At 70.3% G+C, this 26999-nt stretch carries 29 protein-coding genes; 19 read left to right on the top strand and 10 right to left on the bottom strand.

Features of this window, described 5'->3' with window-relative positions:
* Positions 1 to 130: 130 nt before the first annotated feature.
* Genes GWK15_RS20995 through GWK15_RS20985 form a run of 3 tightly spaced genes read left to right on the top strand, consistent with a single transcriptional unit; the run spans position 131 to position 819 of the window.
* Positions 131 to 337, top strand: coding sequence for a cold-shock protein (locus GWK15_RS20995; RefSeq protein ID WP_168043352.1), 207 nt, complete (start codon positions 131 to 133; stop codon positions 335 to 337).
* A 58-nt stretch (positions 338 to 395) separates the two neighbouring features.
* On the top strand, positions 396 to 569 hold the full coding sequence (locus tag GWK15_RS20990) for a hypothetical protein (protein WP_168043351.1): 174 nt from the start codon (positions 396 to 398) through the stop codon (positions 567 to 569).
* Positions 570 to 591: 22 nt separating this feature from the next.
* Complete coding sequence (locus GWK15_RS20985; protein ID WP_168043350.1) at positions 592 to 819, top strand: hypothetical protein; 228 nt, start codon at positions 592 to 594, stop codon at positions 817 to 819.
* 45 nt (positions 820 to 864) lie between these two features.
* Here GWK15_RS20985 and GWK15_RS20980 read toward each other — a convergent pair whose 3' ends face one another.
* From GWK15_RS20980 to GWK15_RS20965, 4 genes are all read right to left on the bottom strand, one after another.
* Positions 865 to 2235, bottom strand: a complete 1371-nt coding sequence (locus tag GWK15_RS20980) for an MmgE/PrpD family protein (protein WP_168043349.1) — start codon at positions 2233 to 2235, stop codon at positions 865 to 867.
* Positions 2236 to 2245: 10 nt separating this feature from the next.
* Positions 2246 to 3220 (bottom strand): hydroxyacid dehydrogenase, encoded by a 975-nt coding sequence (locus tag GWK15_RS20975; RefSeq protein WP_168043348.1) that lies wholly within the window; start codon positions 3218 to 3220, stop codon positions 2246 to 2248.
* A gap of 92 nt (positions 3221 to 3312) precedes the next feature.
* Positions 3313 to 3915 (bottom strand): thiamine pyrophosphate-dependent enzyme, encoded by a 603-nt coding sequence (locus GWK15_RS20970; protein ID WP_168043347.1) that lies wholly within the window; start codon positions 3913 to 3915, stop codon positions 3313 to 3315.
* Positions 3916 to 3919: 4 nt separating this feature from the next.
* Positions 3920 to 4471, bottom strand: coding sequence for a thiamine pyrophosphate-binding protein (locus GWK15_RS20965; RefSeq protein WP_168043346.1), 552 nt, complete (start codon positions 4469 to 4471; stop codon positions 3920 to 3922).
* Positions 4472 to 4556: 85 nt separating this feature from the next.
* On the opposite strand from GWK15_RS20965, the gene GWK15_RS20960 reads away from it, so the two are divergent.
* The 4 genes from GWK15_RS20960 to GWK15_RS20945 are packed head-to-tail and all read left to right on the top strand — an operon-like array spanning position 4557 to position 7466.
* Positions 4557 to 5921, top strand: a complete 1365-nt coding sequence (locus GWK15_RS20960; protein WP_168043345.1) for an ethanolamine ammonia-lyase subunit EutB — start codon at positions 4557 to 4559, stop codon at positions 5919 to 5921.
* Positions 5918 to 6646, top strand: coding sequence for an ethanolamine ammonia-lyase subunit EutC (gene eutC / locus GWK15_RS20955; protein WP_168043344.1), 729 nt, complete (start codon positions 5918 to 5920; stop codon positions 6644 to 6646). Before GWK15_RS20960 ends, eutC begins: the two co-directional genes overlap by 4 nt.
* Positions 6643 to 7068 carry an alternative ribosome rescue aminoacyl-tRNA hydrolase ArfB gene (gene arfB / locus GWK15_RS20950; protein ID WP_168043343.1) on the top strand — a complete coding sequence of 142 codons (426 nt, stop codon included), beginning with the start codon at positions 6643 to 6645 and terminating at the stop codon, positions 7066 to 7068. The genes eutC and arfB overlap by 4 nt, the downstream gene beginning before the upstream one ends.
* Positions 7068 to 7466 (top strand): SRPBCC family protein, encoded by a 399-nt coding sequence (locus GWK15_RS20945; RefSeq protein WP_168043342.1) that lies wholly within the window; start codon positions 7068 to 7070, stop codon positions 7464 to 7466. Before arfB ends, GWK15_RS20945 begins: the two co-directional genes overlap by 1 nt.
* Here the strand turns inward: GWK15_RS20945 and GWK15_RS20940 are convergent, their stop codons facing one another.
* Positions 7467 to 8201: an SDR family NAD(P)-dependent oxidoreductase gene (locus GWK15_RS20940; protein ID WP_168043341.1), complete on the bottom strand. Its 735-nt coding sequence runs from the start codon at positions 8199 to 8201 to the stop codon at positions 7467 to 7469. It abuts the gene before it with no gap.
* A gap of 132 nt (positions 8202 to 8333) precedes the next feature.
* On the opposite strand from GWK15_RS20940, the gene GWK15_RS20935 reads away from it, so the two are divergent.
* Positions 8334 to 9599: a glycosyltransferase gene (locus tag GWK15_RS20935; protein WP_168043340.1), complete on the top strand. Its 1266-nt coding sequence runs from the start codon at positions 8334 to 8336 to the stop codon at positions 9597 to 9599.
* Positions 9596 to 10597, top strand: coding sequence for an asparaginase (locus tag GWK15_RS20930; protein ID WP_168043339.1), 1002 nt, complete (start codon positions 9596 to 9598; stop codon positions 10595 to 10597). The genes GWK15_RS20935 and GWK15_RS20930 overlap by 4 nt, the downstream gene beginning before the upstream one ends.
* Before the next feature lie 6 nt (positions 10598 to 10603).
* Here the strand turns inward: GWK15_RS20930 and GWK15_RS20925 are convergent, their stop codons facing one another.
* The 5 genes from GWK15_RS20925 to GWK15_RS20905 form a co-directional block, all read right to left on the bottom strand.
* Positions 10604 to 11362, bottom strand: coding sequence for an SDR family oxidoreductase (locus tag GWK15_RS20925; protein ID WP_168043338.1), 759 nt, complete (start codon positions 11360 to 11362; stop codon positions 10604 to 10606).
* A 2-nt stretch (positions 11363 to 11364) separates the two neighbouring features.
* On the bottom strand, positions 11365 to 12465 hold the full coding sequence (locus GWK15_RS20920) for an ABC transporter ATP-binding protein (protein ID WP_168043337.1): 1101 nt from the start codon (positions 12463 to 12465) through the stop codon (positions 11365 to 11367).
* A gap of 8 nt (positions 12466 to 12473) precedes the next feature.
* The gene (locus GWK15_RS20915; protein WP_168043336.1) at positions 12474 to 13367 is read right to left on the bottom strand and encodes a carbohydrate ABC transporter permease; all 894 of its coding nucleotides are present in this window, start codon (positions 13365 to 13367) and stop codon (positions 12474 to 12476) included.
* Complete coding sequence (locus GWK15_RS20910) at positions 13367 to 14242, bottom strand: carbohydrate ABC transporter permease (RefSeq protein ID WP_245211799.1); 876 nt, start codon at positions 14240 to 14242, stop codon at positions 13367 to 13369. The genes GWK15_RS20915 and GWK15_RS20910 overlap by 1 nt, the downstream gene beginning before the upstream one ends.
* Before the next feature lie 133 nt (positions 14243 to 14375).
* Positions 14376 to 15737: an ABC transporter substrate-binding protein gene (locus GWK15_RS20905; RefSeq protein ID WP_168043334.1), complete on the bottom strand. Its 1362-nt coding sequence runs from the start codon at positions 15735 to 15737 to the stop codon at positions 14376 to 14378.
* 157 nt (positions 15738 to 15894) lie between these two features.
* Between GWK15_RS20905 and GWK15_RS20900 the strand changes: the two genes are divergently transcribed.
* From GWK15_RS20900 to urtE, 10 genes are all read left to right on the top strand, one after another.
* The gene (locus GWK15_RS20900; RefSeq protein ID WP_168043333.1) at positions 15895 to 17016 is read left to right on the top strand and encodes an NAD(P)/FAD-dependent oxidoreductase; all 1122 of its coding nucleotides are present in this window, start codon (positions 15895 to 15897) and stop codon (positions 17014 to 17016) included.
* A complete protein-coding gene (locus GWK15_RS20895; protein WP_168043332.1) occupies positions 17013 to 17993 on the top strand; it encodes a threonine ammonia-lyase in 981 nt (326 codons plus the stop codon). Before GWK15_RS20900 ends, GWK15_RS20895 begins: the two co-directional genes overlap by 4 nt.
* The gene (locus tag GWK15_RS20890; protein ID WP_168043331.1) at positions 17993 to 18619 is read left to right on the top strand and encodes a DUF1345 domain-containing protein; all 627 of its coding nucleotides are present in this window, start codon (positions 17993 to 17995) and stop codon (positions 18617 to 18619) included. Before GWK15_RS20895 ends, GWK15_RS20890 begins: the two co-directional genes overlap by 1 nt.
* Positions 18620 to 18692: 73 nt before the next feature.
* Positions 18693 to 19685, top strand: coding sequence for a Bug family tripartite tricarboxylate transporter substrate binding protein (locus GWK15_RS20885; RefSeq protein ID WP_168043330.1), 993 nt, complete (start codon positions 18693 to 18695; stop codon positions 19683 to 19685).
* Positions 19682 to 21295: a GMC family oxidoreductase N-terminal domain-containing protein gene (locus tag GWK15_RS26615; RefSeq protein ID WP_168043329.1), complete on the top strand. Its 1614-nt coding sequence runs from the start codon at positions 19682 to 19684 to the stop codon at positions 21293 to 21295. Before GWK15_RS20885 ends, GWK15_RS26615 begins: the two co-directional genes overlap by 4 nt.
* A 188-nt stretch (positions 21296 to 21483) precedes the next feature.
* The gene (urtA, locus tag GWK15_RS20875; RefSeq protein WP_209442335.1) at positions 21484 to 22725 is read left to right on the top strand and encodes an urea ABC transporter substrate-binding protein; all 1242 of its coding nucleotides are present in this window, start codon (positions 21484 to 21486) and stop codon (positions 22723 to 22725) included.
* Positions 22725 to 24287, top strand: a complete 1563-nt coding sequence (gene urtB, locus GWK15_RS20870; protein WP_209442334.1) for an urea ABC transporter permease subunit UrtB — start codon at positions 22725 to 22727, stop codon at positions 24285 to 24287. The genes urtA and urtB overlap by 1 nt, the downstream gene beginning before the upstream one ends.
* Positions 24288 to 24319: 32 nt before the next feature.
* The gene (urtC, locus tag GWK15_RS20865) at positions 24320 to 25387 is read left to right on the top strand and encodes an urea ABC transporter permease subunit UrtC (RefSeq protein WP_168043442.1); all 1068 of its coding nucleotides are present in this window, start codon (positions 24320 to 24322) and stop codon (positions 25385 to 25387) included.
* Positions 25384 to 26121, top strand: coding sequence for an urea ABC transporter ATP-binding protein UrtD (urtD, locus tag GWK15_RS20860; protein WP_168043328.1), 738 nt, complete (start codon positions 25384 to 25386; stop codon positions 26119 to 26121). The genes urtC and urtD overlap by 4 nt, the downstream gene beginning before the upstream one ends.
* A gap of 3 nt (positions 26122 to 26124) precedes the next feature.
* A complete protein-coding gene (gene urtE / locus GWK15_RS20855; RefSeq protein WP_168043327.1) occupies positions 26125 to 26817 on the top strand; it encodes an urea ABC transporter ATP-binding subunit UrtE in 693 nt (230 codons plus the stop codon).
* Positions 26818 to 26999: the final 182 nt, after the last annotated feature.

Here is a 26999-nt window from a genome sequence, read left to right as displayed (position 1 = left end):
TCCTATGGTTGAGCCTCAGCGATGGCTGGCCCGTCGCGCCTGGCGCGTCGGCAACGCCGCCCTGCGCCAGTGCAGTCGGCAGCAGTCGCGCATGTCGCGCGACGGCAACGCTCAACCCGGAGATATCGGCATGAGCATCGGTACCGTGAAGTGGTTCAACGCGACCAAGGGCTATGGCTTCATCCAGCCTGAGGACGGCAGCAAGGACGTGTTCGTCCACATCAGCGACGTGCAGCGCTCGGGCCTGAACGGCCTGAACGAAGGCGACAAGGTCGAGTTCGAGCTGCAGCGCGGCCAGCAGGGCAAGATCTCGGCGGGCAACCTCCGCCTCGCCTGAGCCACTGCGAGGGCGGCCTCCGGGCCGCCCTTTCACCTTCCAGAGCCGGAGCAGACCCTTGGGCCGCAAGCCGAACTACGGTCAGCAGCGTGCTGACGTGAACCGGGCCAAGCAGGCCAAGAAGGACGCCAAGCTGCGCGAACGCGAGGAAGCGGTCGCCCGGCGCAAGGCATCCGGCCAGGCCGACGAGCCCGAGACCGAAGACCTGATCGACAAGCCCGCGCGCGACTGACGCGCCGCGGAGGAGAGACCCGATGGCCAAGCCCGCCAGCAAAGCCAATTTCGTCCTGTTCGACGTGATCTACGAGGACGGCAGCCGCCGTTCCAATCGCAAGGTCCCGGCCGAGATCCTCGGCGGCCTCGATGGCGACGAGCCCGCGCGCAAGGTGATCCAGGAACAGGACAACGAGATCGCCAAGGCGTCCGGCAAGCCGGCGCTGTCGATCGCGCAGATCCTGCGCGTCGGCGGCAAGCGCAAGTAACGTCGCGGGGGGGAAGCAGGCCTTCCCCCGCACGATCCGCCGCGGCTATTCCGCCGCGCGCGCCTGCTTCGCGACCAGGGGCACGATCCCCGGCAGGGCCGAACCCTCCCACAACTGCGCCAGCAGCGCCTTCGCCGCCGCGGCGCCGACGGCGTCCGAGGTCAGTTCCAGGAACTTGTCCGACAGGTCCTGGTCGGACAGCGGCGCATCCGGGTCGCCCTTGCGGGTGTGCTGGTGGCGGGACAGCACGCGGCCGTCCTTCAGCGTGATCGTCACCTTGGCCGACCGCTTGGACGGGAAGGCCGCGGCGCATTCCGGATCCAGCGCCACCGTCACCTTGCCCATCAGCGCGCGGATCGCGGGATCCGCCAGGCGCTCCGGCGTGAAGGCCACCAGCCGCACGCCGCCATGCAGCAGCATCGTCGCGATGGTGAACTGGGTGGAGAAGCGGCAGTCCTGCTCGGTCTGCGCGGTCGGGCGGTCGCAGACCTCCTTGGTCGCCTTGTAGCCGCCGACGGCGACCGAGACGACGTCCTCGGGCCTGAAGCCGTGCTCGAGATGCAGGTCCCGCACGGCGTCGAGGGCCGCGAAGATGTGCCCGCAGCAGCCATGGTTCTTGAAGGTCATGTCGGTGATGGCGAAGGGCTTGCCGATATTGGCGAGCGGCTTCTCCCACTTGCCGGTGTCCTCGCTGGTCGCCGCGGCGAAGCCCGCCGGGCCGTGCAGGACATCGAGCGCGCCGGTCATGCCCTTGGCCGCCGCCATGGCGGCCAGCGCCCCGGCCTCGGCCGCATGGCCGGGATGCAGCGGCTTCGACATGCCCTCGCCGCGGAAGGCCTGCTGCAGGCCGCCCGCCATGGTGGCGGCGGTGGCGATCGCATGCGCCGTGCGATTCGCGTCGCAGTCGAGCAGCACCGCGACCGAGGCCGCCGCGCCGAAGGTCCCGACGGTCCCGGTCGTATGCCAGAAATCGTAGTGCGAGGGCTGCACGGCGAGCCCGATGCGGCAGGAGACCTCGTAGCCCGCGGCGAGCGCGCGCAGCAGGCCGTTCATGTCGGTTCCGCGCGCCTGCGCGGCCGCGAGCGCGGCCGCAATCGTCGGGCAGCCCGGGTGGTAGACGGCGTAGCGGTAGATGTCGTCGAACTCGACCGTGTGCGACGCCGTGCCGTTCAGCAGCGCGGCGTGGCGCACCGGCACGCGGCGGCCCGAGACGTAGCAGACCGCCCCGCCGCCGCCCCGCGTCTCGTCCTCGAGCGCGGCCGACATCAGCGTCGCGGGCTCGCGCCAGGCGCCGGCGAGGAGCGCGGCGAACCAGTCCACCAGGGCGCGCCGCGCGTGATGCGCGACGTCCTCCGGCAGGTCGCGGGACCGCCAGGAGGCGGCATGGTCGGCGAGGACGAGAAGCGGGTTCGTCATGGCGTGCTGCTCACGCGTTGCCGCGGAGCACCTCCTTGTTGATGACGACGTCGGGGTCGAGGTTTCCCTTGAACAGGCTGAAGATGCTCTCGGCGCAGGACAGGCCCATGCGCCGGGTGGACTGCTCGGTCGCCGCGGCCGAGTGCGGCGAGACGACGACATTGGGGAAGTCGAGGAAGGGCAGCTTCGTCGTCACCGGTTCCTCCCAGAACACATCGAGGCCGGCGGCGCCGAGGTGGCCGGACTTCAGCGCGTTGGTCAGCGCCGTCTCGTCCACCAGCGTGCCGCGGGCGGTGTTGATGTAGGCCGCGCCCGGCTTCATGGCCGCGAAGAAGGACGCGTTCACCATGGCGCGCGTCTCGGTGTTGGACGGGCAGTGGGTGGTGACGATGTCGGCCGCGGCCAGGCCCTCATGCAGCACCTTCACCGGCTTGAAGCCGGCGCCCTTGATGGTGTTCTGCGGGATGTAGGGATCATGGACCAGCACATCCATCCCGAAGGCCTGGCAGAGCCGCGCGACGCGCCCGCCGATGCGCCCGAAGCCCACCACCAGCACCGTCAGGCCCGCGAGGTCGAGCGTCTTCAGCGCGGGCTTCGGCCCCCAGTCCAGGGCCTTGGTGTTGCGGTCGTAGTCGATGGTGCGCCGCGCCGTGGTCAGCATCAGCATCATTGCGTGCTCGGCGACCGAGACGGCGTTGGCATCGGGGGTGACGGTCAGCGGAATGCCGCGTTCGGTCAGCGCCTCCACGTCCACCGCGTCGTAGCCGACGCCGTGGCGGGCGCAGATACGCAGCATCGGGGCGTTGGCCAGGAAGGCACGGTCGATCTTCGTCGCGCGGACGATGATGGCCTCGGCCGTCTTCATCGGCTCGCGCAGCGTCTCCGGCGTCACGGGGTCGAGCAGGGTGACGGTGTAGCCCGGCTCGGAACGCAGGCGTTCCATCGCATCGGGGTGCAGCGGGCGGAGACAGACGATATGCGGCATGGAGGTTTCCTGTGGTCTGGGAGGCGCCGCGCCGCTCTGCGCCGGCTGCGGCCTTGGGCAGGGTGGTCCGGGGGGGCGGGGCCCCTCCGGGATCAGAGCTGGTGGTGCGCCTCCGGCCCCAGGATGGCTTCGCGCATCCGGGCCTGGATGATGGCCCCGTCGCGCGGCGGCAGCACCAGCTTCTTGCTGGTGGCGTCGATCTTCGCCACCGCGAAGAAGGGACCGTTCCCGGCATGGATCGCCGCCTTCAGGGCGGGCACTTCCCCGGGCTTGGTGACGAACATGGTCTGCGGGAAGCCCGCGCCCTTCGCCATGGCCACCAGGTCGACGCCGTGCTTGGTGGCGGTCTCCTGCATGCCGGTCTCGCCGTAATGCTCGTTGTCCTGCACCACGATCGAGAGGTTGCGCGGCTTCTTCACCGCGATGGTGGCGAGCGCGCCGATGCCCATCAGCATCTCCCCGTCGCCGGTCAGCACCAGCACGCGGCGGTTGGGCTGCGCGAGCGCGAGGCCGAGGCCGATCATCGCCGCCGCCCCCATGCCGCCCCACAGCGGCAGGTTCAGCGGGTGGTCGCCCACCGCGGTGATGTCCCATGCCGGCGCACCGAGGCCGGCGATGACGACCATCTCGCCGCGATCCTCGAGCAGGGCGCGGGTGAGCTCGCGACGGTCGAGCTTTCCGGATTCCGCGAGCATCGTCTCAGTCCTTGCCGAAGGTCTTGGCGCCGATGACGCGCTGGCCGATCAGCGTCGCGGTCGGGCGGAAGGTGTTGAAGGCGAGGCGGATGGTCGCATCCACGGTGGGCGCGATGTCCTCGGGCGTGTCGGCGCGCTTGACCAGCGTACCCATGGCCTCGAGCACCGCCTGGGTGGCGTTGCCCATGGGGATCTGGGCCGGGTTGAACTCGCCGAAGTCGCCGCGCATCGTCACCAGCATCGGCATCGGGCAGCGATGGATGTGCGACAGCGAGAGCATGTTGATGCAGTTGCCCACGCCCGAGGACTGCATCAGCAGCACCGCCTTCTGCCCGCCGAGCCAGGCGCCCTGCATCAGGGCGATGCCTTCTTCCTCGGTCGTCAGGGTGGTGACCTGGATCTCGTTGTCGGCCAGGCAGCGCTTGATCAGGCGGGAATGCCCGGCGTCCGGCACCAGCGCGACCTGGCGGATGTCATGTTTCTTGAGCAGCCCGTAGATCTGGTCGGGCCAGGCCGCGGCGGCATCCGGGGCCTTGTCGATCGCGTCGGCGTCCATCGTTTCCTCGGCAGTTTCCGGCCGGCATCCTAGGGCGCGGCGACGGGCTGGCAAGGTGGGCGCCGGGCGGTCCATCATGGCTGCCATGGGCTTCACGCAGGACATCGCCGGGACGCGCTACGTGTTCCCGGACCTCAGGACGCTGCTCGCGCGCGCCACGCCGCTGCGCTCGGGCGATGCGCTGGCCGGGGTGGCGGCCGAGAGCGCCGCCGAACGCATCGCCGCCCAACGGGCGCTGGCGGATATGCCGCTCGGACACTTCCTCAACGAGGCGGTGATCCCCTACGAGGCCGACGAGGTCACGCGGTTGATCATCGACCGCCACGACGCCGCGTCCTTCGCGCCGGTCCGTAGCCTGACCGTGGGCGGCTTCCGCGACTGGCTGCTGGCGGCCGACCCCGCCGCCGTCACGGCGCTGGCGCCCGGCCTGACGCCGGAGATGGCCGCCGCGGTGTCCAAGATCATGCGCGTCGCGGACCTGATCCAGGTCGCGGCCAAGTGCCGCGTCGTCACCCGCTTCCGCAACACCATCGGCCTGCCGGGGACGCTGTCGATCCGCCTGCAGCCGAACCATCCGACGGACGATCCGCGCGGCATCGCGGCCTCGGTGCTCGACGGGCTGCTGCTCGGCGCCGGGGATGCCGTGATCGGCGTGAACCCCGCCACCGACAATGTCGAGGCGGTGATGCGCGTGCTCGAGATGCTCGACACCGTGCGGGAGCGCTTCGACATCCCGACCCAGTCCTGCGTGCTGTCGCATGTCACGACGACGATGCTGGCGATGGAGCGCGGCGCGCCGGTCGACCTGGTGTTCCAGTCGATCGGCGGGACCGAGGGCGTGAACACCTCCTTCGGCGTGTCGCTCTCCGTGCTGAAGGAGGCGCGGGAGATGGCGCTGGCGCTCAAGCGCGGCACGGTCGGCGAGGACGTGATGTATTTCGAGACCGGCCAGGGCAGCGCCCTGTCCGCCGATGCCCATCACGGCGTCGACCAGCAGACCATCGAGGCCCGCGCCTATGCCGTGGCGCGCGAATTCTCGCCCCTGCTGGTGAACACGGTCGTCGGCTTCATCGGCCCGGAATACCTGTTCGACGGCAAGCAGATCCTGCGCGCCGGGCTCGAGGATCATTTCTGCGGCAAGATGCTCGGCCTGCCGATGGGCGTGGACGTCTGCTACACGAACCACGCCGAGGCCGACCAGGACGACATGGACACGCTGCTGACATGCCTCGGCGTCGCTGGCGTCACCTATGTGATGGGCGTGCCGGGCGCGGATGACGTGATGCTCGCCTACCAGTCGACCTCCTTCCATGACGGGCTGACGGTACGCGCGATGCTGGGCAAGCGCGCGGCGCCGGAATTCGAGGCCTGGCTCGACCGCATGGGGATCGGGCTCGATGCCGAACGCATCCCGGCGCGGCTCTCCCCGGCGCTGATCGGTCTTGCATGAGTACGCCCTCGCTCTGGCGCGATCTGCGCCGATTCACCGATGCGCGGGTGGGGCTCGGGCGCGCGGGGACGGCGCAGCCCACCTTGGCGCATCTCGACTTCCAGGAATCGCATGCGCGGGCGCGGGATGCGGTGTGGTCGTCCCTGGACGTCGCGGCCACGGAGGCGGCGGTCGCGCCGCTCGGTCTGCCGGTGGTGCGGGTGCGCAGCGCGGTGCCGGACCGTCGCGCCTATCTGCTGCGGCCGGATCTCGGGCGTCGGCTGGCGGAGGGCACGGTGCTGCCGCGCGCGCCGGGCAGCGTGGTCTTCGTCGTGGCGGACGGGCTCTGCGCCATCGGCGTGCAGCGCCATGCGCCGGCGGTGCTGGAACGGCTCGTCCCGGCGCTCGACTTGCCGACAGGCCCGATCGTGATCGCGGAACAGGCGCGCGTGGCGCTCGGCGACGAGATCGGCGAGGCGACCGGCGCCGCCGCCGTGGTGATGCTGATCGGTGAACGGCCGGGGCTGTCGGCGACCGACAGCCTCGGCGTCTATATCACCTGGGCACCGCGGCGCGGGCGCACGGATGCGGAACGCAACTGCATCAGCAATGTCCGTCCCGGCGGCCTGTCCTATGACGAGGCCGCCGCCAAGACCGCCTGGCTGCTGCGCGCGGCGCAGGGGCTCGGCGCGACCGGCGTGGCGCTGAAGGACGAGATGCCCGCCGGCGCATTGCCCGCGCCATGATCCGGGTGACGGCGCGCATCGCGCTGGATGAATCCGAGATCACCGAGGATTTCCTCCGTGCCTCCGGCCCCGGCGGGCAGAACGTCAACAAGCTGGAGACCGCGGTGCAACTGCGTTTCGCCGCCATGGCCTCGGTGAACCTGTCCGATGCGGTGAAGGCGCGCCTCGCGACGCTCGCCGGCCGGCGCATGACGAAGGACGGCGTGCTGGTCATCACCGCCCAGCGCCACCGCACGCGCGAACGCAACCGGGAGGATGCGCTGGAGCGGCTTCTCGTGCTGATCCGCGAGGCCGCGACGCCGCCCCCGCCGCCGCGCAAGGCGACGAAGCCGACGCTGGGGTCGAAGAAGCGGCGTCTGGAATCGAAGACGCGGCGCGGCGAGACGAAGCGCATGCGCGGTGCGCCTGGGCGCGACGAGTGATGCCGACGCGCGAAAGCCGCACGCTGTCGACGCGAATCGAACGCCCGGCGGCGGAAGTCTACGCCTTCGCCTCCTGCCCCGAGAACCTGCCGCGCTGGGCCGCCGGCCTCGGCGGCGCGGTGGCGCGCGACGGCGCGGATTGGCGGGTCGAGACGCCGCAGGGCGCGTTGCGGCTCCGCTTCGCCGCGCCTAACGCTTACGGCGTGCTCGACCACGCCGTCACGCTGCCGGACGGGTCCGTGGTCGAGGTGCCGATGCGCGTCGTGCCGAATGGCGACGGCGCGGAGGTGCTCTTCACCCTGTTCCGCCAGCCGGGGATGAGCGAGGCCGACTTCGCGCGCGACGCCGGCCTGGTGGCCGCCGACCTCGCGACGCTGAAGCGGCTGCTCGAGGGCTGATCAGCTCAGCATCTGCCCGCCATCGACCACGATGGTCTGCCCCGTCACCCAGCGCGCGAGCGGGGAGGCGAGGAACAGCGCCACATCGGCCACTTCCTCGGGCTCGCCGAGCCGGCCGAACGGAATGCCGGCGAGGATGCGGTTGTAGAGCGCCGGGTCTTCCGCCCGCCGCTTTTCCCAGGTGCCGCCGGGGAATTCGATGGACCCGGGCGCGACCGCGTTCACGCGGATGCCGTCCTTCGCCAGCGCGGCCGCCTGGGACGCCGTGTAGTTGATGATCAGCGCCTTCACCGCCGCATAGGCCGGCGTCCGCACCGAGGGTCCGAGGCCCGAGATCGAGGTCGTGTTGACGATGCAGCCCTTCGCCGCGCGCAGATGGGGCAGGGCGGCGTGGCTTGCGCGCACCGTCGCCATCACGTCGACGTCCAGGCCCTTCTTCCACCCCTCCTCGCTGTCGCCCATGCCGAAGCCGGAAGCGTTGTTCACCAGCACGTCCACGCCGCCGAGCGTGGCCGCGGCTTCCTCCACCCAGGCGGCGACCTGGCCGGCGTCGGCGAGGTCGGTCGGCTTCACATGCGCGACGCCCTCGGCCTTGAGCGCGGCGAGGCCGTCCGCCCCGCGCGCGCAGGCCGACACCTTCGCCCCTGCCTTGGCGAAGCCCAGCGCGATCGCGCGCCCGATCCCGCGGCTGCCGCCCGCCACCAGCACCCGCTTGCCCGTGAAGTCGAAGCCCATTTTCGCAGTTCCTCAGTGATGAGGTCGCCATCCTGGCCCCGCCGCGCCGCGCCGGCCAGCCACCCCGGTTGCCGCGCCGCCGGATTGGCGGCATCAAGCGGCAGGGATCGATCGGGAAGGGAGAGGGTGCGCGTGGTCCAGGCCTTGTTCATCCACCAGAACTTCCCGGGCCAGTGGCGGCACCTCGCGCCGATGATCGCGAAGCGTCCGGGCGCGCGCGTCGTCGGCCTCGGCGAACGGCAGAACGTCACCCCGCCCGGCGTGAACCACCTGCGCTACCCGCCGCCGGACCCCGCCGGCGACAAGACGCATCGCTACCTCCGCCCGGTCGAGAGCGCGGTGCGCCGCGGCCAGAACGTGGTGCGCGCGCTGATCACGCTGCAGAAACGCGGCTTCGTGCCCGACATCGTCTACTGCCATCCGGGATGGGGCGAGGGGCTCTACCTGCGCGACGTCTTCCCCGATGCGCGCATCGTCCACTACTGCGAGTACTACTATCACGCCCGGGGCGGCGACATCGGCTTCGACCCGTCGCAGCCGGTGAACATCGACGAGATGGCGCGGGTGCGCACGCTGAACATGACGCAACTGCAGTCGCTCGAGACCGCCGATTGGTGCATGTCGCCGACGCTGTGGCAGCGCAGCCGCTATCCGCGCCACGTGCAGGACATGACCTCGGTCGTGCACGAGGGCGTCGACGCCACCTTCGCCACGCCCGTCGGCACCAGCAAGGTCGCGCTGCCGGATGGTTTCCTCGTCGAACGCGGGCAGGAGGTCGTGACCTTCGTCTCGCGCAACCTCGAGCCCTATCGCGGCTTCGACGTCTTCATGCGCGCGCTGCCCGAGATCCTCGCGCGCCGCCCGAACGCCCATGCCGTGATCGTCGGCGGCGAGGAACGCGGCTATGGCCGCACGCCCGCCGACGGCCGCAGCTGGAAGGCAGTGATGATGGAGGAGGTCGGCGCGCGGCTCGATCCCGCGCGCGTGCACTTCACCGGGCGCATCCCGCATGAGGGGCTGGTGTCGCTGTTCCGCGCCTCGGCCGCGCATGTCTACTACACCTATCCCTTCGTGCTCTCCTGGTCGCTGGTCGAGGCGATGGGCTGCGAGGCGCTGATCATCGGATCCGACACGCCGACGCTCTCCGAGGTGATCCGCCACGGCGAGAACGGGCTGCTGCTGCCCTTCTTCGACCACCAGCGGATGGCGGATGCGGTGGTCGACGCGCTCGCCCATCCCGACCGCTACGTGCCGCTGCGCCAGGCGGCGCGGCGCACGATGCTCGAGAAGTTCGACCTGCACGCCATCTGCCTGCCGCAGCAGGTGAAACTCTTCGACGCGGTGCTCGCCGGCAGGCCCGGCACCGACGTCATCCCGATGCCGGAGACCCCGCGATGACCACGCCCTTCGTTCCCATGGCCGAGATCCGCCGCGGCGGCATCCTCGAAAGCGTCCACCAGGGCTGCGCCGTGGTGGCGGATGCCGAGGGGCGCGTGCTGCTCGCCTGGGGCGACCCGTCCTTCGTCACCTTCCCACGCTCCTCGCTCAAGCCCTTCCAGGCGATCCCGCTGGTCGAGAGCGGGGCGGCGGATGCGGCGGGCCTGACCGAGGAGCATCTCACGCTCGCCTGCGCCTCCCACAGCGCGGAGGACTTCCAGGTCGCGCTGGTGCGTGGCTGGTTGGAGCGTCTCGGGCTGACCGAGAGCGCGCTGGTCTGTGGCCCCGACATGCCGCGCAGCCAGGCCGACCAGGCGGCGGTGTGGCGCGCGGGCGGGGACAAGTCCCGCGTCTTCCACAATTGCTCGGGCAAGCATTGCGGCTTCCTGACGCTGTCGAAGCACATCGGCGCGCCGGTCGCCGGCTACGACGACCCGGCGCATCCGGCGCAGCGGCTGTATCTCGAGGCCTTCTCGGAACTGCTCGGGCTCGATGCGGCGGCGCTGCCGCGCGGCATCGACGGCTGCGGCCTGCCGGCCCTCGCGCTGCCCATGGAAGCGATGGCCAAGGCGGCGGCGCGCTGGGCCGCGGCGAAGGTCGCGACGGATTCCCGCCGCACCGCCATCCGGCGCCTGCAATCGGCGATCCGCGCCTATCCGGACCATCTGTCCGGGCACGGATCCTCGACCGGGCAGGTGGTGCGCGCGACGCAGGGGCGCGTGCTGCTGAAGGGCGGCGCGGAAGGCTATGTGGTGGGCTTCGTGCCCGACCGCGGCCTCGGCATCGCGGTGAAGCTCGCCGACGGTGCCTCCCGCGCCAAGATGGGCGTCTTCGCGACCATCCTGGGGCGGCTCGGGCTGCTGGAGGCGGCGGAGGCCGTCGCGGCGCAGGTGGAAGGCGAGATCCGCGACAGCAACGGCCATGCGGTCGGCGGGGTGCGCGTCGCGCTCCCCGCCTGACCCGCGCTACATCGCGGCGACCTTCTTCGCCTGCGGGGCGATCAGGCGCATGTAGGTCGGCGTCACCAGCATCTCGGTGATGTTGACCCGCGCCGGCATGGTCGCGACGAAGAGCGCCATGGCGGCGAGGTCCTCGGGCTGCAGCAGGCGCTCGATCTCCTCGGCCGGCACGGGCTCGGGCCGGTTCTTGAGGATGTCGGTCGCGACCTCGCCCGGGCAGATGCAGCAGGACCGGATGTTGTGGATCCCGTTCTCCTGGTTGATCGCCTGCGACAGCGCGACGAAGCCGTGCTTCGCCGCGATGTAGCCCGGCCCCGAGAGGAACGAGATGCCCTTCCCCGCCATGGAGGCGATCTGGATCAGCATCCCGCCACCACGCTGGCGCATCCCCGGCAGCACCGCGACCGAGGTGAGGAAGGGCGCGGTGAGGTTGCCGTCCACCAACGTGTGGATCGCCTCGGGCGTCAGCTGGTGCAGGTAGCGCTTGGGCAGGTTCACACCCGCGTTGTTCACCAGGATGTCCGGGCCCCCGATGGTCGATTCAACCTTCGCGAGCGCGGCCGCCACCTGCTTGTCGTCCGTGAGGTCGGCGGGGACGATGACGGCTCCGTCGCCGATCATCTTCGCCGTCTCCTCGAGCGGCGCGGTGCGCCGCCCGGTGAGGGCGACCTTCGCCCCTTCCTTCGCGAAGGCGATGGCGATGGCCCGCCCGATCCCGCTGCCCGCCCCGGTCACCCAGGCGGACTTCCCAGCCAGTCGCGCCATGGTCAGACCACCTTGTCCGTGGTCGGATCGATGATGTGCATCTGGTTCATGTGGGCGATCAGCGCGAGCGGCTTGCCGACCTCGGCCGGCGTGGACGGATCGAGCCGCGCGGTGATCTCCGTGCCCTCGTGGCGGAAATGCGCGAGCGTCTCCATGCCCATCGGCTCGATCACCTCGGGTGTGAGCGACAGCGGGGCGAGGTTCGACTTGTCCATCGTCTTGTCGTCGGTGAGGTGCTCCGGCCGGATGCCGAACAGCACCTGCTTGCCCGCGTAGGGACGGTAGCGGGCGACGCGTTCCTCCGGCACCGCGAGGGTGGTGCCGTTGTTCATCACCACGTTCAGCGCGCCCGAGGCTTCCTCGATCCGCGCGGGGATGAAGTTCATCGCCGGGCTGCCGATGAAGCCGGCGACGAAGCGGGTCGCCGGGTGGTGGTAGAGCTCCTGCGGCGGGCCGACCTGCTCGATCACGCCATGGTTCATCACCACCACGCGGTCGGCGAGCGTCATCGCCTCCACCTGGTCGTGCGTCACGTAGATCGTCGTGGTCTTCACCGTCTGGTGGACCTTCTTGATCTCGGTGCGCATCTGCACGCGCAGCTTGGCGTCGAGGTTCGACAGCGGTTCGTCGAACAGGAACACCTTGGGGTCGCGCACGATGGCGCGGCCCATCGCGACGCGCTGCCGCTGGCCGCCCGAGAGCGCCTTCGGCTTGCGTTCCAGCAAGGGCGTGATGTCGAGGATGCGTGCGGCTTCCGTCACGCGCTTGTCGATCTCGGCCTTGGGGAACTTCCGCAGCGTCAAGCCGAAGGCCATGTTGTCGTAGACCGACATGTGCGGATAGAGCGCGTAGTTCTGGAACACCATCGCGATGTCGCGGTCGCGCGGCGGGATGTCGTTGACGACGGTCCCGCCGATCGCGATGTCGCCGCCCGAGATCTCCTCGAGCCCCGCGATCATGCGCAGCGTGGTGGACTTGCCGCAGCCCGATGGGCCGACCAGCACGACGAATTCGTGGTCCGCGATCTCGAGGTCGATGCCCTTGACCGCCTGCACGCCGCCTTCATAGGCCTTGATGACCTTGCGGAGAGAAACCTGCGCCATCGGTGGAATCAGCCCTTCGTTGCGCCCGCCGTGAGGCCGGCGATGTAGTAATCCATGAGGAAGGCATAGATGACGACCGGCGGCAGCGCCGCCAGCAGCGCGCCCGCCATCAGCTGGCCCCAGGCGAAGGTGTCGCCGCGGATCAGCTGGGAGACGACGCCGATGGTCATCGGCATCTCGGACGGCGTCGTGATGAAGGCCGTCGGGTAGACGAAGGCCGCCCAGGACACGGTGAAGGCGAAGATCGTCGCCGCGATGATGCCGGGCAGCGCCACCGGGATGAAGATCTTCCACAGCATCTGCATCCAGTTGGCGCCGTCGATCAGCGCCGCCTCATCCAGTTCCTTCGGGATGGAGGCGAAGTAGCCGATCATGATCCAGGTGCAGAAAGGCACCGTCAGCGTCGGGTAGACCAGCACCAGCCCCCAGGCGTTGTCGAGCAGCCCGAGCCCGCCGACGATCTGGTACAGCGGGATGAACAGCAGCGTGTCCGGCACCAGATAGGTGAGGAACACGCCCGTCGCCAGCGCCTGGCTGCCCCAGAACCGCATCCGCCCGAGCGCGAAGGCGGCGAGCACCGAGATCACCATCGTCAGCGCGACCACGGCGATCGTGACCTTCGCGCTGTTGAGGAAGAAGTCGATGAACATCCGGTTGCCGAGCAGCGCCCAGTAGTTCTCGAGCGTCGGGTTGCTCACCCACCAGGGCGAACCCGACTGGTCGGCCACCTCGGCGCTGGTCTTGAGGCTCGTGAGCAGCATGTAGACCGGCGGGGCCAGCATGATGATCGCCGAGACGATCAGCGAGAGATAGGCGGTCCAGAGCGCCCAGCGGCGCTCGCTCCGGAGGCTGCCGGCCTTGTGGTAGATGCCCTGCTGGGCGGGGGCGGTGGTGGCGGACATCACGCCTCCTCCTTGTTCCGGCGATTGACGCCGCGCAGCACGAAGAAGGCGATGATCGCCAGGATCGGGAACATGAACAGCGACACCGCCGCGCCGCGCGGGATGTTGCCGGCCAGGATGCCGACCTGGAAGGCGTAGGACGCGAAGACATGCGTCAGGTCGCGCGGCCCGCCATTCGTCAGCACGCGGACGATGTCGTAGTTCGCGAAGGTCACGATCAGGCTGAACAGCACCGTGATCGAGATGATGTTGCGCATCATCGGCAGGGTCACGTAGCGCAGCCGCTGCCACGACGTCGCACCGTCGATCGCCGCCGCCTCGTACAGCTGCTCGGGCACCGACTTCAGCGCCGCGAGGTACATGATCATGAAGAAGGGCGCGCCGTACCACACGTTCACGATGATGACGCTGATCCGCGCCCACCACGGCTCGCCGAGCCAGGGCACCGACGGGATCGCGAAGATGTTGAGGATCCAGTTGATCGAGGAATAGGTCGGCTCGAACATCCACCACCAGCCGAGGGTGGACAGCGCCGGGGGGATGACCCAGGGCACCAGCAGCATACCGCGCCACTTGCGCTGCCCGTTCGCCGGGATGTGGTGCAGCATGTGCGCGAGCCAGAAGCCGATCGCCGCCTTCAGGATCACCGCGGTGATCGCGAAGAAGACCGACTGGAAGATGACCATCCGGAAGGTCTCGGATTCGAGAAGGATCTCGAAGTTGCCGAGGCCGATGAAGGACGTCATGCGCCGGTTCAGCGTCGCGAGGTGGATCGCGTAGCCGGCCGGCCAGACGACGAGGCCGCCGATCACCGCGATCAGCGGCAACGTCATGAGGAAGGCGATGGTGGACCGTCGCCTGGCGAAACGCTTCAAGGAAGCGCCGCCGGGCGCATCCATCCGCGGAAGTGTGGCGGCGCCGCCATCAGCCATCCCCGGTATCTCCCTGTTCAATTTTTCTTAGAGCGGGCCCGGGGCCATCAGCCCCGGGCCGCCTTCCGTCGTGGCGTCAGCCGCCGCGACGCATGTTGTTGATCTCACGCTCGAGCCAGCCGAGCGCGCTCTCCACCGATTCGCCGCCCTGCGCGATGCGCGCGACGACCTTCGTGTTCAGCGCCTGCAGGTACATCTGCTGCGCCAGTTCCGGCGGTGCCGGCGAGAAGGCGATCGAATAGGTCGCCTGGTGATGGGCCTTCAGCGGGTAGTTGAAGATGGTCCCCACCGGCGGGCCTTCCGTCTCCCACGCCTTGAAGTCGGACATGCTGAGGAAGGGCGGGATGTCGTAGCCCTGCGACTTGTTGACGCAGAGCTCGGCGTTCTCGCGCTGGGTGATGAACTCGAGGAACGCCTTCGCCGCCGTCTTGTTGCGCCCGAAGGACCAGATGCCCGTGACGTAGGGCAGGTAGGCCAGGAAGCGGCCCTTGGGGCCGGCCGGCATCGGGATGGTCCAGCAGTTCTCAGCCACCTGCGGCGCGTCGCGCTTCGCCACCGCCCAGGCCGAGGGCGGGTTGAAGATCAGCGCCGAGCGGCCGGAGATGAGCGCGCGGTTGTTCGACGCGTCGTCCCACGCCCAGACGTCGTTGGGCAGGAAGCGCGACAGGCGCACCAGGTAGTCGATCGCCTGGCGCAGTTCGGCGTTGTTGCGGATGGTCGGGTTGCCCCGCTCATCCGTGACGCGCGCGCCGTAGCCAAGGAACACCGCGCCGACCCAGTCGACCGCGTCGGTGAACTGGCCCATCGGCAGGCCGAAGGGCACGCCGGCCTTGTGGCAGGCCTCCGCGGCGGTGAGGAACGTGTCCCAGGTCCAGCGGTCCGCGCCGGGGCCGGCGCGGTTGGCGGCGGGCCACATCTCGCGGACGTCGATGCCGGCATGCTGCTTCATCAGGTCGAAGCGCACGCAGGCGGGCTTCGCCTGGGTGCCCGCGGTCGCGGGCACGCCACGCCAATGGCCGCCGCGCTTGGCGAGGAACTCGGCGACCGGGTTCACCGGGCCGTACTTCGCGGACAGCCGCTGCATGACGTCGTCGCAGGGCTCGAGCTGGTCGGCGTAGGTGCCCGGATCCCACGGCAGCAGGCTGATGCCGTCATGGCCGCTGCGCGACTGCGCCTGCGCCGCGATCGTCAGCTGCAGCTGGTTGCCCGTGGTGTTGATGAAGTCGACCGTCATGTTGATGCGGTTCTGCTCGCCGAACCGCTGCGCGAGTTCCTTCAGCGCGTCGTTGCCGCCCGGGACCCAGTGATCCCAGAAGGCGAAGCGCAGGCTGCCGCTCGTGCCCTGCGCATGCACCATCGGCGCGCCGACCGCGGTCGCCGCCATAACGCCAGCCCCGTTGCGCAGCACTTTGCGCCGGGTGATCCCGTGCTTGGACATGCTTTCCCTTCCGTTCTCTCCCCGGGCGGACCTCGCTGAGGGGCCCGCTTGTCGGTAACCGGCAAGTTAGTCAGGGAGAAATGGGCATGGCAACCCGGAAGGACGTGTCTTCCTCTCCACTTGCCCGACTTAAGCACAGGGCGCAGGCTTCGCGGCCATGGACCAACATGACTTCGACGCCATCGTGATCGGCGCAGGCATCGCCGGCGCGACGGCCGCTGCACATCTTTCAGGCAATCGCCGCGTTGCATTGCTGGAAGCCGAGGAAAGCGCCGGATACCACGCAACAGGCCGTTCCGCGGCCATCTGGATCCGCAACTACGGCAGTCCGGATGCCCGCATCCTGACGGCGGCGTCACGCGCCTTCTTCGAGGCGCCGCCGCCGGGCTTCGCCGAGGCGCCGCTGATGCATGCGCGGCCGGTGATCCATCTCGCGCCACCCGACCAGGTGGAACATCTGCGCGAGATGATCGCCGGCGGCGATGACATGCGGGAAATCCCGGTCGCCGAGGTACGCGCGAAGGTGCCCGCGCTGCGTGCCGGCTACGCGGCCATGGCCGCCGTCGAGGCCGATTGCTTCGACATCGACGTCGCCGCCATGCACCAGGGCTTCCTGCGCCAGGCGCGCATGGCGGGCGGCGTTCTCGCGCTGCGCAGCCGGGCCGGGCGGATCTGGCGCAAGGACGGACGGTGGCATGCCGAGACATCCTCCGGCGCTGTCTTCTCCGCCCCGGTGGTGGTGAACGCCGCCGGCGCCTGGGGCGACGAGGTGGCGCGCATCGCCGGCCTCGCCCCCATCGGGCTGCAGCCCAAGCGCCGCACCGCCTGCATCGTCGATCCCGGCCCGTACGACTGCGCCGACTGGCCGCTGCTCGGCGATGCCGGCCACACCTGGTATGCGCGCGCCGAGGCGCGGCGGAAGCTGATGGTCAGCCCCGCCGACGAGATCGACAGCGATCCCTGCGACGCCCAGCCCGACGAGCTCGACGTCGCGATCGCCGTCGACCGCATGCAGCAGGCGCTCGACATCCCGGTCTCGCGCATCGAGCATCGCTGGGCCGGCCTCCGGACCTTCACGCCCGACCGCGGCCTCGCGATCGGGGAGGGCGCGGAGCGCGGCTTCTTCTGGATGGTCGGGCAGGGCGGCTACGGCATGCAGACCGCGCCGGCCGCAGGGCGGCTGGTCGCGGCGCTGGTGGCGGGCGAGGATCCCGGCGACCTCGCCGCCGCCGTGCCGCTGTGCGATCCGCTGCGCTTCGCCCGGAGGGAAGCGGCATGAGCGGGACGGCACCCACCTTCGACGATGTCCGCGCGGCCGCCACGCGCCTCGCGGGCCGTATCGTGCGCACGCCGCTGCTGCGCCACCGGCTGCTCGACGAGATCACCGGCGCCACCGTGCTGGTGAAGCCCGAGCCGCTGCAGCGCACCGGGTCCTTCAAGCTGCGCGGCGCGACCAACGCGGCGCTGCTGATGGATCCCGAGGCCCGGCGCGGCGGCATCGTCACCCATTCCTCGGGCAACCACGGCCAGGCCTGCGCGGCGGCGGCGCACATGCTGGGCATGGCGGCGACCATCGCCATGCCCTCCGACGCGCCGGCCATCAAGGTGGAGGCGACGCGGCGCTGGGGGGCAGAGATCGTGCCCTTCGATCGTCACGGCGTGGATCGCGACGCCCTCGCTGCGACGCTGGCGGCGGAACGCGGCGCGACCGTCATCCCGCCCTTCGACCACCCGCACGTCATCGCGGGGCAGGGGACCGTCGCGCTCGAACTTCTCGAGGACGCGCAGGCGCAGGGCCTTGCCCTCGACGCCTTCGCGGTCTGCACCGGCGGCGGCGGGCTGACCGCGGGCTGCGTCCTCGCGCTCGAGGCGCTGGCCCCGCGCACCGAGGCCTTCGCCGTCGAGCCGGAGGGCTGGGACGACACGAAGCGCTCGCTCGAGGCCGGACGGCGCGTGCCGAACGAGGTTCCCGGCAGCGGGCTGTGCGACGCGCTGCTGTCGAAGCAGCCGGGTGCCATCACCTTCCCGATCAACCACCGCCACCTGGCGGGCGGCGTGGTGGTGACCGAGGCCGAGGTCTTCCGCGCCATGCGCTTCGCCTTCGAGCACCTGAAGGTCGTCGCCGAGCCGGGCGGGGCCGTCGCGCTCGCCGCCGTCCTCGCGGGGAAGGTCGCGGCGAAGGGCGGCGTGATCGGCGTCGTCGTCAGCGGCGGCAATGTCGATCCCGGCGTCTTCGCGCGGGCCCTTGCGGCCTGATGCGCTTCCGGCTGCGCCACCGGCCAGGCCTGGTGGTGGCGCTGGCCGTGCTGGTCGTGGCGAGCGCGCTTGCCACGCGAATCCCGGACTTCACGCTGCGCGCGGCGCTGCTGCTCGGCTGGTGCGCGGGCGCGGCGACGCATGTCGTGCAGCTGCTGCGCCACCTCGCCCTCACCCCGGCCGAGGCGATGCGCCACCATGCCGAGCAGCTCGAGGACAGTCGCTGGACCATCACCCTGGTGACGCTGGCGGCCGCACTCGCCGCCCTGGTCGGCGTGGTGGGCGAGATCGGCGGCGCGCCGCGGGCCGGCTATTCGCTCGCGCTCGGCATCGCGGCCATCGTGCTGTCCTGGGTCTACCTGCACGTGCTCTTCGCCGCGCACTACGCCCATGTCTATGCGCTGTCGAAAGGCGGGCTGGAATTCCCCGGCGGGCTCGAGCCGGACTGGATGGAATTCCTCTACCTCGCCTTCACCATCGGCATGACGGCGCAGGTCTCGGACGTGACGACCTCCTCCCCGGCGATGCGGCGGATGGTGCTGGCCCATGCGCTCGCCTCCTTCGCCTTCAACGCGGCGATCCTTGGGGTCGCCGTGAACCTGCTGGCGGGCAGCGCGGCGGGCTGAGGGCGGCTTGCCCCGGGGCGCGTTCGGCGCTTCCCTGCGCGCAGAACCATAACCACGACGGGAGACGCCCAGGATGAACCGCCGCAGCCTGCTTGCCGCAGCCGCCCTCGCCATGCCAGCCGTCGCGCGGGCCCAGCAGGTCCTGCCCGACCGCCCGATCACGCTGGTCAGCGGCTTCTCGCCCGGCGGGTCGACCGACATCACGGCGCGGCTGCTGGCCGACCGCATGCAGGGCTTCCTCGGGCCCAATTCCCGCGTGGTCGTCGAGAACCGGCCCGGCGCCTCCGGCACGGTCGCGGCCGAATGGCTGCGCCGCCAGCAGCCCGACGGCACCATCCTGATGCTGAACGAGGCGTCGTCCCACGCCCTCATTCCGCACGCGGTCGCCGGCGGCACCCGATACAACCCGATGGACGACTTCACCCACGTCGCCATCGCCGCGAACGGGCCGCTCATCATGGTCGCGGCGCCGAACTTCCCGGCAGCCAATGCGGCTGAAGCCGTGGCGAAGCTGCGCGCCGGGCCGCAGGACCGGCTGCCCTATGCCTCCTCGGGCGTCGGATCGATCCCGCATTTCGCGGCCGAATCCATCGCCGTGGCACTCGGCCTGGGCGGCAAGTTCGAGCACATCCCCTACCGCTCCGGCGGGCTGATGGTGGAAAGCATCGCGCGCGGGGAGACGGCCTGGGGCGTGGCCGTGCTCGCCTCTGCGGCGGCGCAGGTGCGCGACAACCGCGTGCGCGGCATCGCGCTGACCGGCCTCGATCGCTTCCCGACCTTCCCCGATATCCCGACGCTCGCGGAATCGGGGATGCCGGGCTTCGACATCGGCAACTGGTTCGCCGTCATCGGCCCGCCCCGCATGGCGCCCGCGGTGACCGAGACGCTGAACCGCGCCATCAACAGCGCGCTGCGCGACCCGCAGCTGCAGGAACGCTTCCTCGTGGCGGGCATCACCGCCTACACGCGGCCGAACACGCCCGCCGACGCCCGCGCCTTCTTCCAGGCCGAGCTCGACAAGTTCAAGGGCGTGGTGGACCGCACCGGCGTACGGATGGAACTGTGAGCGATACGCGAACTGCGGACGTCATCGTCGTCGGCGGCGGGTCCGCCGGCTGCATCGTGGCGGCGCGGCTGTCGGAGGATCCCGGCTGCCGCGTCCTGCTGCTCGAAGCCGGGCCGCCCGACCGCGACATCTGGATCAGCCTGCCGGCGGGCTATGCGAAGCTCTATGGCAGCAAGCGCTACGACTGGGACTACCTGACCGAGCCCGAGCCCAACCTGAACGGCCGCAGCATCCACTGGCCGCGCGGCAAGGTGCTGGGCGGGTCGGGCAGCGTGAACGGCCTGGTCTTCCTGCGCGGCAGCCCCAACGACTACAACCGCTGGGCCCAGTCCGGCGCGCGCGGCTGGTCCTATGAGGACGTCGCGCCCGTCTTCCGCCGCATCGAACATTGGGACGGCGCGCCCGACCCCGCGCGCGGCAGCGCCGGCGCCATCCATGTGCGCGAACCGCGCCGCCTCGCACCCGCGGCGGCCGCCTTCGTCGAGGCCTGCATCGCCGCCGGCCTGCCACGCAATCGCGACTGGAACGACGGCTCGGCGATCGACGGCGCGGGCCCCGTGCAGTTGAACGTGAATGGCGGAAAGCGTTCCTCGACCGCGAAGGAATACCTCCACCCCGCCATGGCGCGCGGCAACCTGCTCGTCGAGACGGGCGTGCTCGCGACGCGCATCGTGGTCGAGGACGGCCGCGCCGTCGCGGTCGAGGCGCTGCAGAACGGCCAGCCCGTCACCTTCCGCGCGGCGCGCGAGATCGTCTGTTCCACGGGCGCGCTCGAGACGCCGAAGCTGCTGATGCTCTCGGGCATCGGCGACGGTGCGGCGCTGCAGGGCCTCGGCATCCCCGTGGTCCATCACAGCCCGGGCGTGGGCAAGAACCTGCAGGACCATCTGATCGCGAAGTTCATCTACCGGTCCAAGCCCTGCGGCACGCTGAACGAGATCCTGCAATCGCCCTTCCGCAAGGCGAAGATGGGGCTCGACTACCTGCTCTCGCGCACCGGGCCGCTGTCGATCGGCGCCGGCGAGGCGAATGCCTTCGCCCGCGTCACGCCGGGCGCCGAGGAAGCGGAGATCCAGTTCCTCTTCGTGAACTTCTCGACCTTCGACTACATGAAGGGCCTGCAGGACTTCCCGGGCTTCATGTTCAACTACGGCGTCTGCCGCCCCGACAGCCGCGGCGAGATCTTCCTGAAGTCGCCCGACGTGCGGGACAAGCCGGGTATCCGGCCGAACTACCTCGATCATCCGAACGACATCCGCGTCATGCTGGGTGCGGCGCATCTCGGGCGGAAGGTCGCGGCGCAGGCGCCGCTCGCGTCGCTCATCGAGGAGGAACTGCGCCCCGGTCCGGCCGCGACGACCGACGAGGCGCTGCTCGAGAACATCCGCGCCACGGCGGGGACGGTGTTCCACCCCTGCGGCACGGCGAAGATGGGGACCGACCCGATGGCGGTGCTCGACCCGGAACTGCGGGTACGCGGTGTCGCGGGGCTGCGGGTGGCGGATGCCTCGGCCTTCCCGCTCATCCCCTCGCCGAACATCCAGCCGGCGGTGATGCTGGTCGCGGAACGCGCGGCCGCCTTCATCCGGGCCGACGCCGCCGCCCGATAAGGCAGCCGCGTCCAGGTCGCGGGCGTTTTCTGCCCGCGGCCTGGGCGGTCTGCCTGCCGATTGAGCGGTTCTTGCATACAAGATCCGGTTCCGCCTGCCGGAAACGCTGGCACGGAATCTGCTGCTTCCCCTGGCCGGACCAACGCGCCGCCGATGGCGTCGGCGCGACATCCGCACGGAGGCAGACCTTGACCCGACCCACCCTTACCCGCCGCGCCGCCCTCGCGGGTCTTGGCGCCGCCCTGACCGCCCCCGCGATCCGCCCCTCGATGGCGCAGTCGGCCCCGATCAAGATCGGCGTGCTGCACTCGCTGTCCGGCACCATGGCGATCTCCGAGACCGCGCTGCGCGACACCGTGCTGATGATGGTGGAATACCAGAACAGCAAGGGCGGCCTGCTCGGCCGGCGGCTCGAGGCCGTGGTGGTCGATCCCGCCTCCAACTGGCCGCTGTTCGCCGAAAAGGCGCGCGAGCTGCTGCAGGTCCACAAGGTCGACGTGACCTTCGGCTGCTGGACCTCGGTGTCCCGCAAGTCCGTCCTGCCGGTCTTCGAGGAGCTGAACGGCATGCTCTTCTACCCCGTCCAGTACGAGGGCGAGGAAGAGAGCCGCAACATCTTCTACACCGGCGCGGCGCCGAACCAGCAGGCGATCCCCGCGGTGGAATATCTGATGTCGGCCGATGGCGGCGGTGCGCAGCGCATCGTCCTGCTCGGCACCGACTACGTCTATCCGCGCACCACCAACCGCATCCTGCGCGGCTTCCTGAACTCCAAGGGCATCGGCAACGCCGACATCATGGAGGAATACACCCCGTTCGGTCACAGCGACTGGCAGGGCATCGTCACGCGCGTGAAGGCCTTCGCCAACCAGGGCAAGAAGACCGCCATCGTGTCGACCATCAACGGCGACGCGAACGTTCCCTTCTACCGCGAGCTCGGCAACCAGGGCATCAAGGCCGAGGACATCCCCTGCGTTGCCTTCTCGGTCGGCGAGGAAGAACTGGCCGGCATCGACACCCGCCCGCTGGTCGGCCACCTGGCCGCCTGGAACTACTTCATGTCGGTGCAGTCGCCGGCGAACACCGAGTTCAAGAACCTCTGGCAGGCCTACATCAAGAACCCGCGCCGCGTGACCAACGACCCGATGGAGGCCACCTACACCGGCTTCAACATGTGGGCCCAGGCCGTGGCCGCCGCCCGCACCACGGCGGTCGACGCGGTCCGGACCTCGGTGATCGGCCAGGAATTCGCGGCACCCGCCGGCTACACCGAAAAGATGCTGCCGAACCACCACCTGTCCAAGCCGGTGATGATCGGTGAGGTCCAGGCTGACGGCCAGTTCAACATCGTCTGGAAGACGCCGACCGTCGTCCCGGCGGAGAACTGGTCGCAGTTCATCCCCGAGAACGCGAACCGCCGCCGCGGCTGATGCGCTTCCTCCTCGTCCTGCTGCTCCTGCTCGCGCCCCTGACCGGGCGCGCGCAGGACGCCTTCTCCGACGCGCTGCCTGGCCTCGGTGGAGGTTTCGCCCAGCAGGCCGAGGCGACCGACCGGCTCGGCGCGCTGGGTGACCCGCGCGCCGTGCCCATCCTGCGGGCGCTGTCGGACGGGCGGCTGCTCAAGCGCCCCGATGGCACGCTGCTGATCCGCGAGGGCGACCGCGTCACCGAGGTCGCGACCGGCGCCGCGGCCGATCCCGCCGGCGCCGAGCCCCTGCGCATCAACAACCGCGTCCGCCAGGCGCTGCGCGGCGCGCTCGGGCGGCTGTCGCTCGTTTCCCCCGACCCGGCCGAGCGGCTCGCCGCCGCCGAGGCGGTCTTCCGCAGCCGCAGCGTGGAGAACATCCCCCTGCTCGAGGCCGCGCTGGCGCGCGAGACCCTGAGCCGGGTGCGCGAGCGGCTCGAACTCGCGCTCGCCGCCTCGCGCATGGCTTCCCCGGACGAAGCCGCGAAGCGCGCAGGCATCGCAGCCCTTGGCGAAACCTCCTCGGCCGAGGCGCGCGGCATCCTGCTCGAGGCGCGTGCGACGAACCCGGCGCTCGCCGGCGAGATCGACGCCGCCATCGCCTCCATCGACCGGCGCCTGACCATCCGCCACGCCTTCGAGACGCTGTTCCAGGGCCTGTCGCTGGGCTCGGTGCTGCTGCTCGCTGCCCTGGGGTTGGCCGTGACCTTCGGCGTCATGGGCGTCATCAACATGGCCCATGGCGAGTTCGTCATGCTCGGCGCCTACACGACCTTCGTGATGCAGGAAGCGCTGCGCGACATTCCCGGCCTCGCGCCCTGGTCGCTGCCGCTGTCCGTGCCGGCGGCCTTCCTGGTGGCTGCGGCCTGCGGCGCGGCGCTGGAACGCGGGCTGATCCGGCACCTCTATGGCCGCCCGCTCGAGACGCTGCTGCTGACCTTCGGCGTCGGCATGATGATCCAGCAGGCGGTGCGGCTCGGCTTCGGGGCGCAGAACCGCGAGGTGTCGAGCCCGCCCTGGATGCAGGGCACGCTGGAACTGCCGCTCGGCGTCATGGTGACGCAGAACCGGCTGTGGATCCTGGTCTTCTCGCTGGCCGTGCTGGGGCTGACGGTGGCGGCGATCCGCTTCACCCGCTTCGGGCTCGAGATGCGGGCGGTGACGCAGAACCGGCGGATCGCCTCGGCCATGGGCATCCGCACCGGGCGGGTCGATGCGCTGACCTTCGCCTTCGGGTCGGGCATCGCGGGCATCGCGGGCGTGGCACTCAGCCAGATCGACAACGTCTCGCCCAACCTCGGCACCGGCTACATCATCGACAGCTTCATGGTGGTGGTCTTCGGCGGCGTCGGGTCGCTCGCCGGCACGCTGGTCGGCGCCATGACGCTCGGCGTCGTCAACAAGATGCTGGAGCCCTTCGCCGGCGTGGTGCTGGCCAAGGTCTTCGTGCTGGTGGCGATCATGTTCTTCATCCAGCGCCGCCCGCGTGGCCTGTTTGCCCTCAAGGGCCGGGCGGCGGAACAGTGAGCATCGCCCTGACCGCCCCGCCGCCGTCGCGGATGCGCCTCGGCATCCGCACGGGGCTGATCATCGCGGTGCTGCTGCTCGCGGCGCTGCCGATCCTCAACATGCTGCCGCGCGACAGCGCCTTCCACGTCTCGGACTTCATCGTCTCCGTCACGGGCAAGTGGATCTGCTACGCGGTGCTCGCGCTCTCCCTCGACCTGGCCTGGGGGTATGCGGGCATCCTCTCGCTCGGCCATGGCGCGTTCTTCGCGCTCGGCGGCTATGCGATGGGCATGCACCTGATGCGGCTGATCGGGCCGCGCGGGGCCTATGGCCATCCCGTGCTGCCCGACTTCATGGTCTTCCTGGGCTACACCGAGCTGCCCTGGTTCTGGCACGGCTTCCAGTCCTTCCCTTACGCCATGCTGATGGTGATGCTGGTGCCGGGCGCACTCGCGCTCGTCGTCGGCTTCCTCGCCTTCCGCAGCCGCATCACCGGCGTCTACCTCTCGATCCTGACGCAGGCGATGACCTACGCGCTGATGCTCGCCTTCTTCCGCAACGACATGGGCTTCGGCGGCAACAACGGCTTCACCGACTTCAAGGAACTGCTGGGCATGCCGCTCGGCACGCCCTCGGCCCGCGCGGTGCTGTTCTACGCCTCGCTGGTGCTGCTGGTCGGATCGATGCTGCTCTGCGCTGCGCTGACGCGCACCAAGTACGGCCGCGTGCTGACCGCGATCCGCGACGCCGAAAGCCGCGCGCGCTTCCTCGGCTACGACACCACGCGGCACAAGCTGTTCGCCTTCGTCCTGTCCGCCATGCTGGCGGGGCTCGCGGGCGCGCTCTACGTGCCGCAGGTCGGCATCATCAATCCCGGCGAGTTCAGCCCCGGCAACTCCATCGAGGCCGTCATCTGGGTCGCGGTCGGCGGGCGCGGGACGCTGGTGGGCGCGCTGCTCGGCGCCTTCTCGGTCAATGCGCTCAAGACCTGGCTGACCTCGGCGGCGCCGGACCTCTGGCTCTTCGCGCTCGGCGGGCTTTTCGTGGCGGTGACGCTGTTCCTGCCGCGCGGGCTGATCGGCCTGTTCGACCGGGTGAAGAAGGGGCGCGGGGCATGAAGGGGCGCTCGCTCTACCTCGACGGCGTCACCGTCGTGTTCGACGGCTTCCGCGCCCTGAACAACCTCTCCCTCGTCGTCGAACCCGGCGAGCTGCGCGCCATCATCGGCCCCAACGGTGCCGGCAAGACGACGATGATGGACGTCATCACCGGCAAGACGCGGCCGACCTCGGGCACCGTCCGCTTCGGGGACATGGACCTGACGCGGCTGGACGAGCCGACCATCGCCAATCTCGGCATCGGGCGGAAGTTCCAGAAGCCGACGGTCTTCGACGACCTCACGGTGTTCGAGAACATCGAGCTCGCCCTGAAGGCCCCACGCGGCCCCATCGCCTGCATCAAGTGGCACCTGACCGGGGAAGCCGCCGACCGCATCGGCCAGGTGATGACCGAGGTCGGCCTGGTCGAGCGCGCGCACGATCCCGCCGGCATCCTCTCCCACGGCCAGCGGCAGTGGCTCGAGATCGGCATGCTGCTCGCCCAGGACCCGGAGCTGCTGCTGGTGGACGAACCGGTCGCCGGCATGACGGATGCCGAGACCGAGCACACCGCCGCCATGCTGGTCGGCATCGCCGGCAAGCGCAGCGTGGTGGTGGTGGAACACGACCTCGAATTCGTCCGCGCCCTCGGAAGGCGCGTCACCGTGCTGCATGAGGGCAGCGTCTTGTCCGAAGGCTCGATCGACCACGTGCAGAACGATCCGCGCGTGATCGAGGTCTATCTGGGGCGCTGAGACATGCTCGACGTGCGCGCGATCGACCTCTCCTACGGCGCGAGCCTCTGCCTGCGTGGCGTCTCCCTGGCCGTCGAACCCGGCAAGGTGACCTGCGTGCTGGGCCGCAACGGCGTCGGCAAATCCTCCCTGCTGCGTTCCATCATGGGGCTGGAGCGGGTCGGGGCGGGCAGCATCACCTGGGAGGGGCGGGACATCACGCGCCTCGGCCCCGCCGAGCGCGCCCGCGGGGGCATCGGCTACGTGCCCCAGGGTCGCGAGATCTTCCCCTTCCTGACGGTGCAGGAGAACCTCGAGACCGCGCTCGCCGCCGCCCCGCGCGGGTCGAGCGTGGATGCCGAGGTCTTCGACCTGTTCCCGATCCTGCGGCAGTTCCTGCGCCGGCGCGGCGGCGACCTCTCGGGCGGTCAGCAGCAGCAGCTGGCGATCGGGCGGGCGCTGTGCGCGCGGCCGCGGCTGCTCATCCTCGACGAGCCGACCGAGGGCATCCAGCCCAACGTGATCAAGGATATCGGCAAGGTCATCGCCCATCTCGCGAAGGATCGCGGCATGGGAATCCTGCTGGTGGAGCAGTACTACGAATTCGCCCGGAGCCTGGCGGACCACATCGCGATCATGGTGCGCGGGGAAGTGGCGCTCGCCGGCGCGCCTGGCGAACTGGACGAGGAAGCCGTCCGGCGCCTGCTGACCGTTTAGTCTTTCACCGAGAGGGGCGCTGCCCCTCTCGGGCTCTCCCCGCCAAAGGCCGAAAGGCCTTTGGAAACCGGGTTCCCGGGGGCTTTCCGCCCTCCGCGGGGGGGGCTGGGGGGGGGGGGGCCCCCCCACCCCCACCTCTTCTCCGCGCCCCGGACCCCCCCCAGGTCCCCGGACCCGCCCCT

The organism is Neoroseomonas oryzicola (assembly GCF_012163135.1).
In the GTDB taxonomy this organism is placed as follows: Bacteria; Pseudomonadota; Alphaproteobacteria; order Acetobacterales; family Acetobacteraceae; genus Neoroseomonas; species Neoroseomonas oryzicola.
The sequence above is the reverse complement of the archived record's forward strand: the minus strand, read 5'-3'. Positions and strand labels throughout refer to the sequence as shown.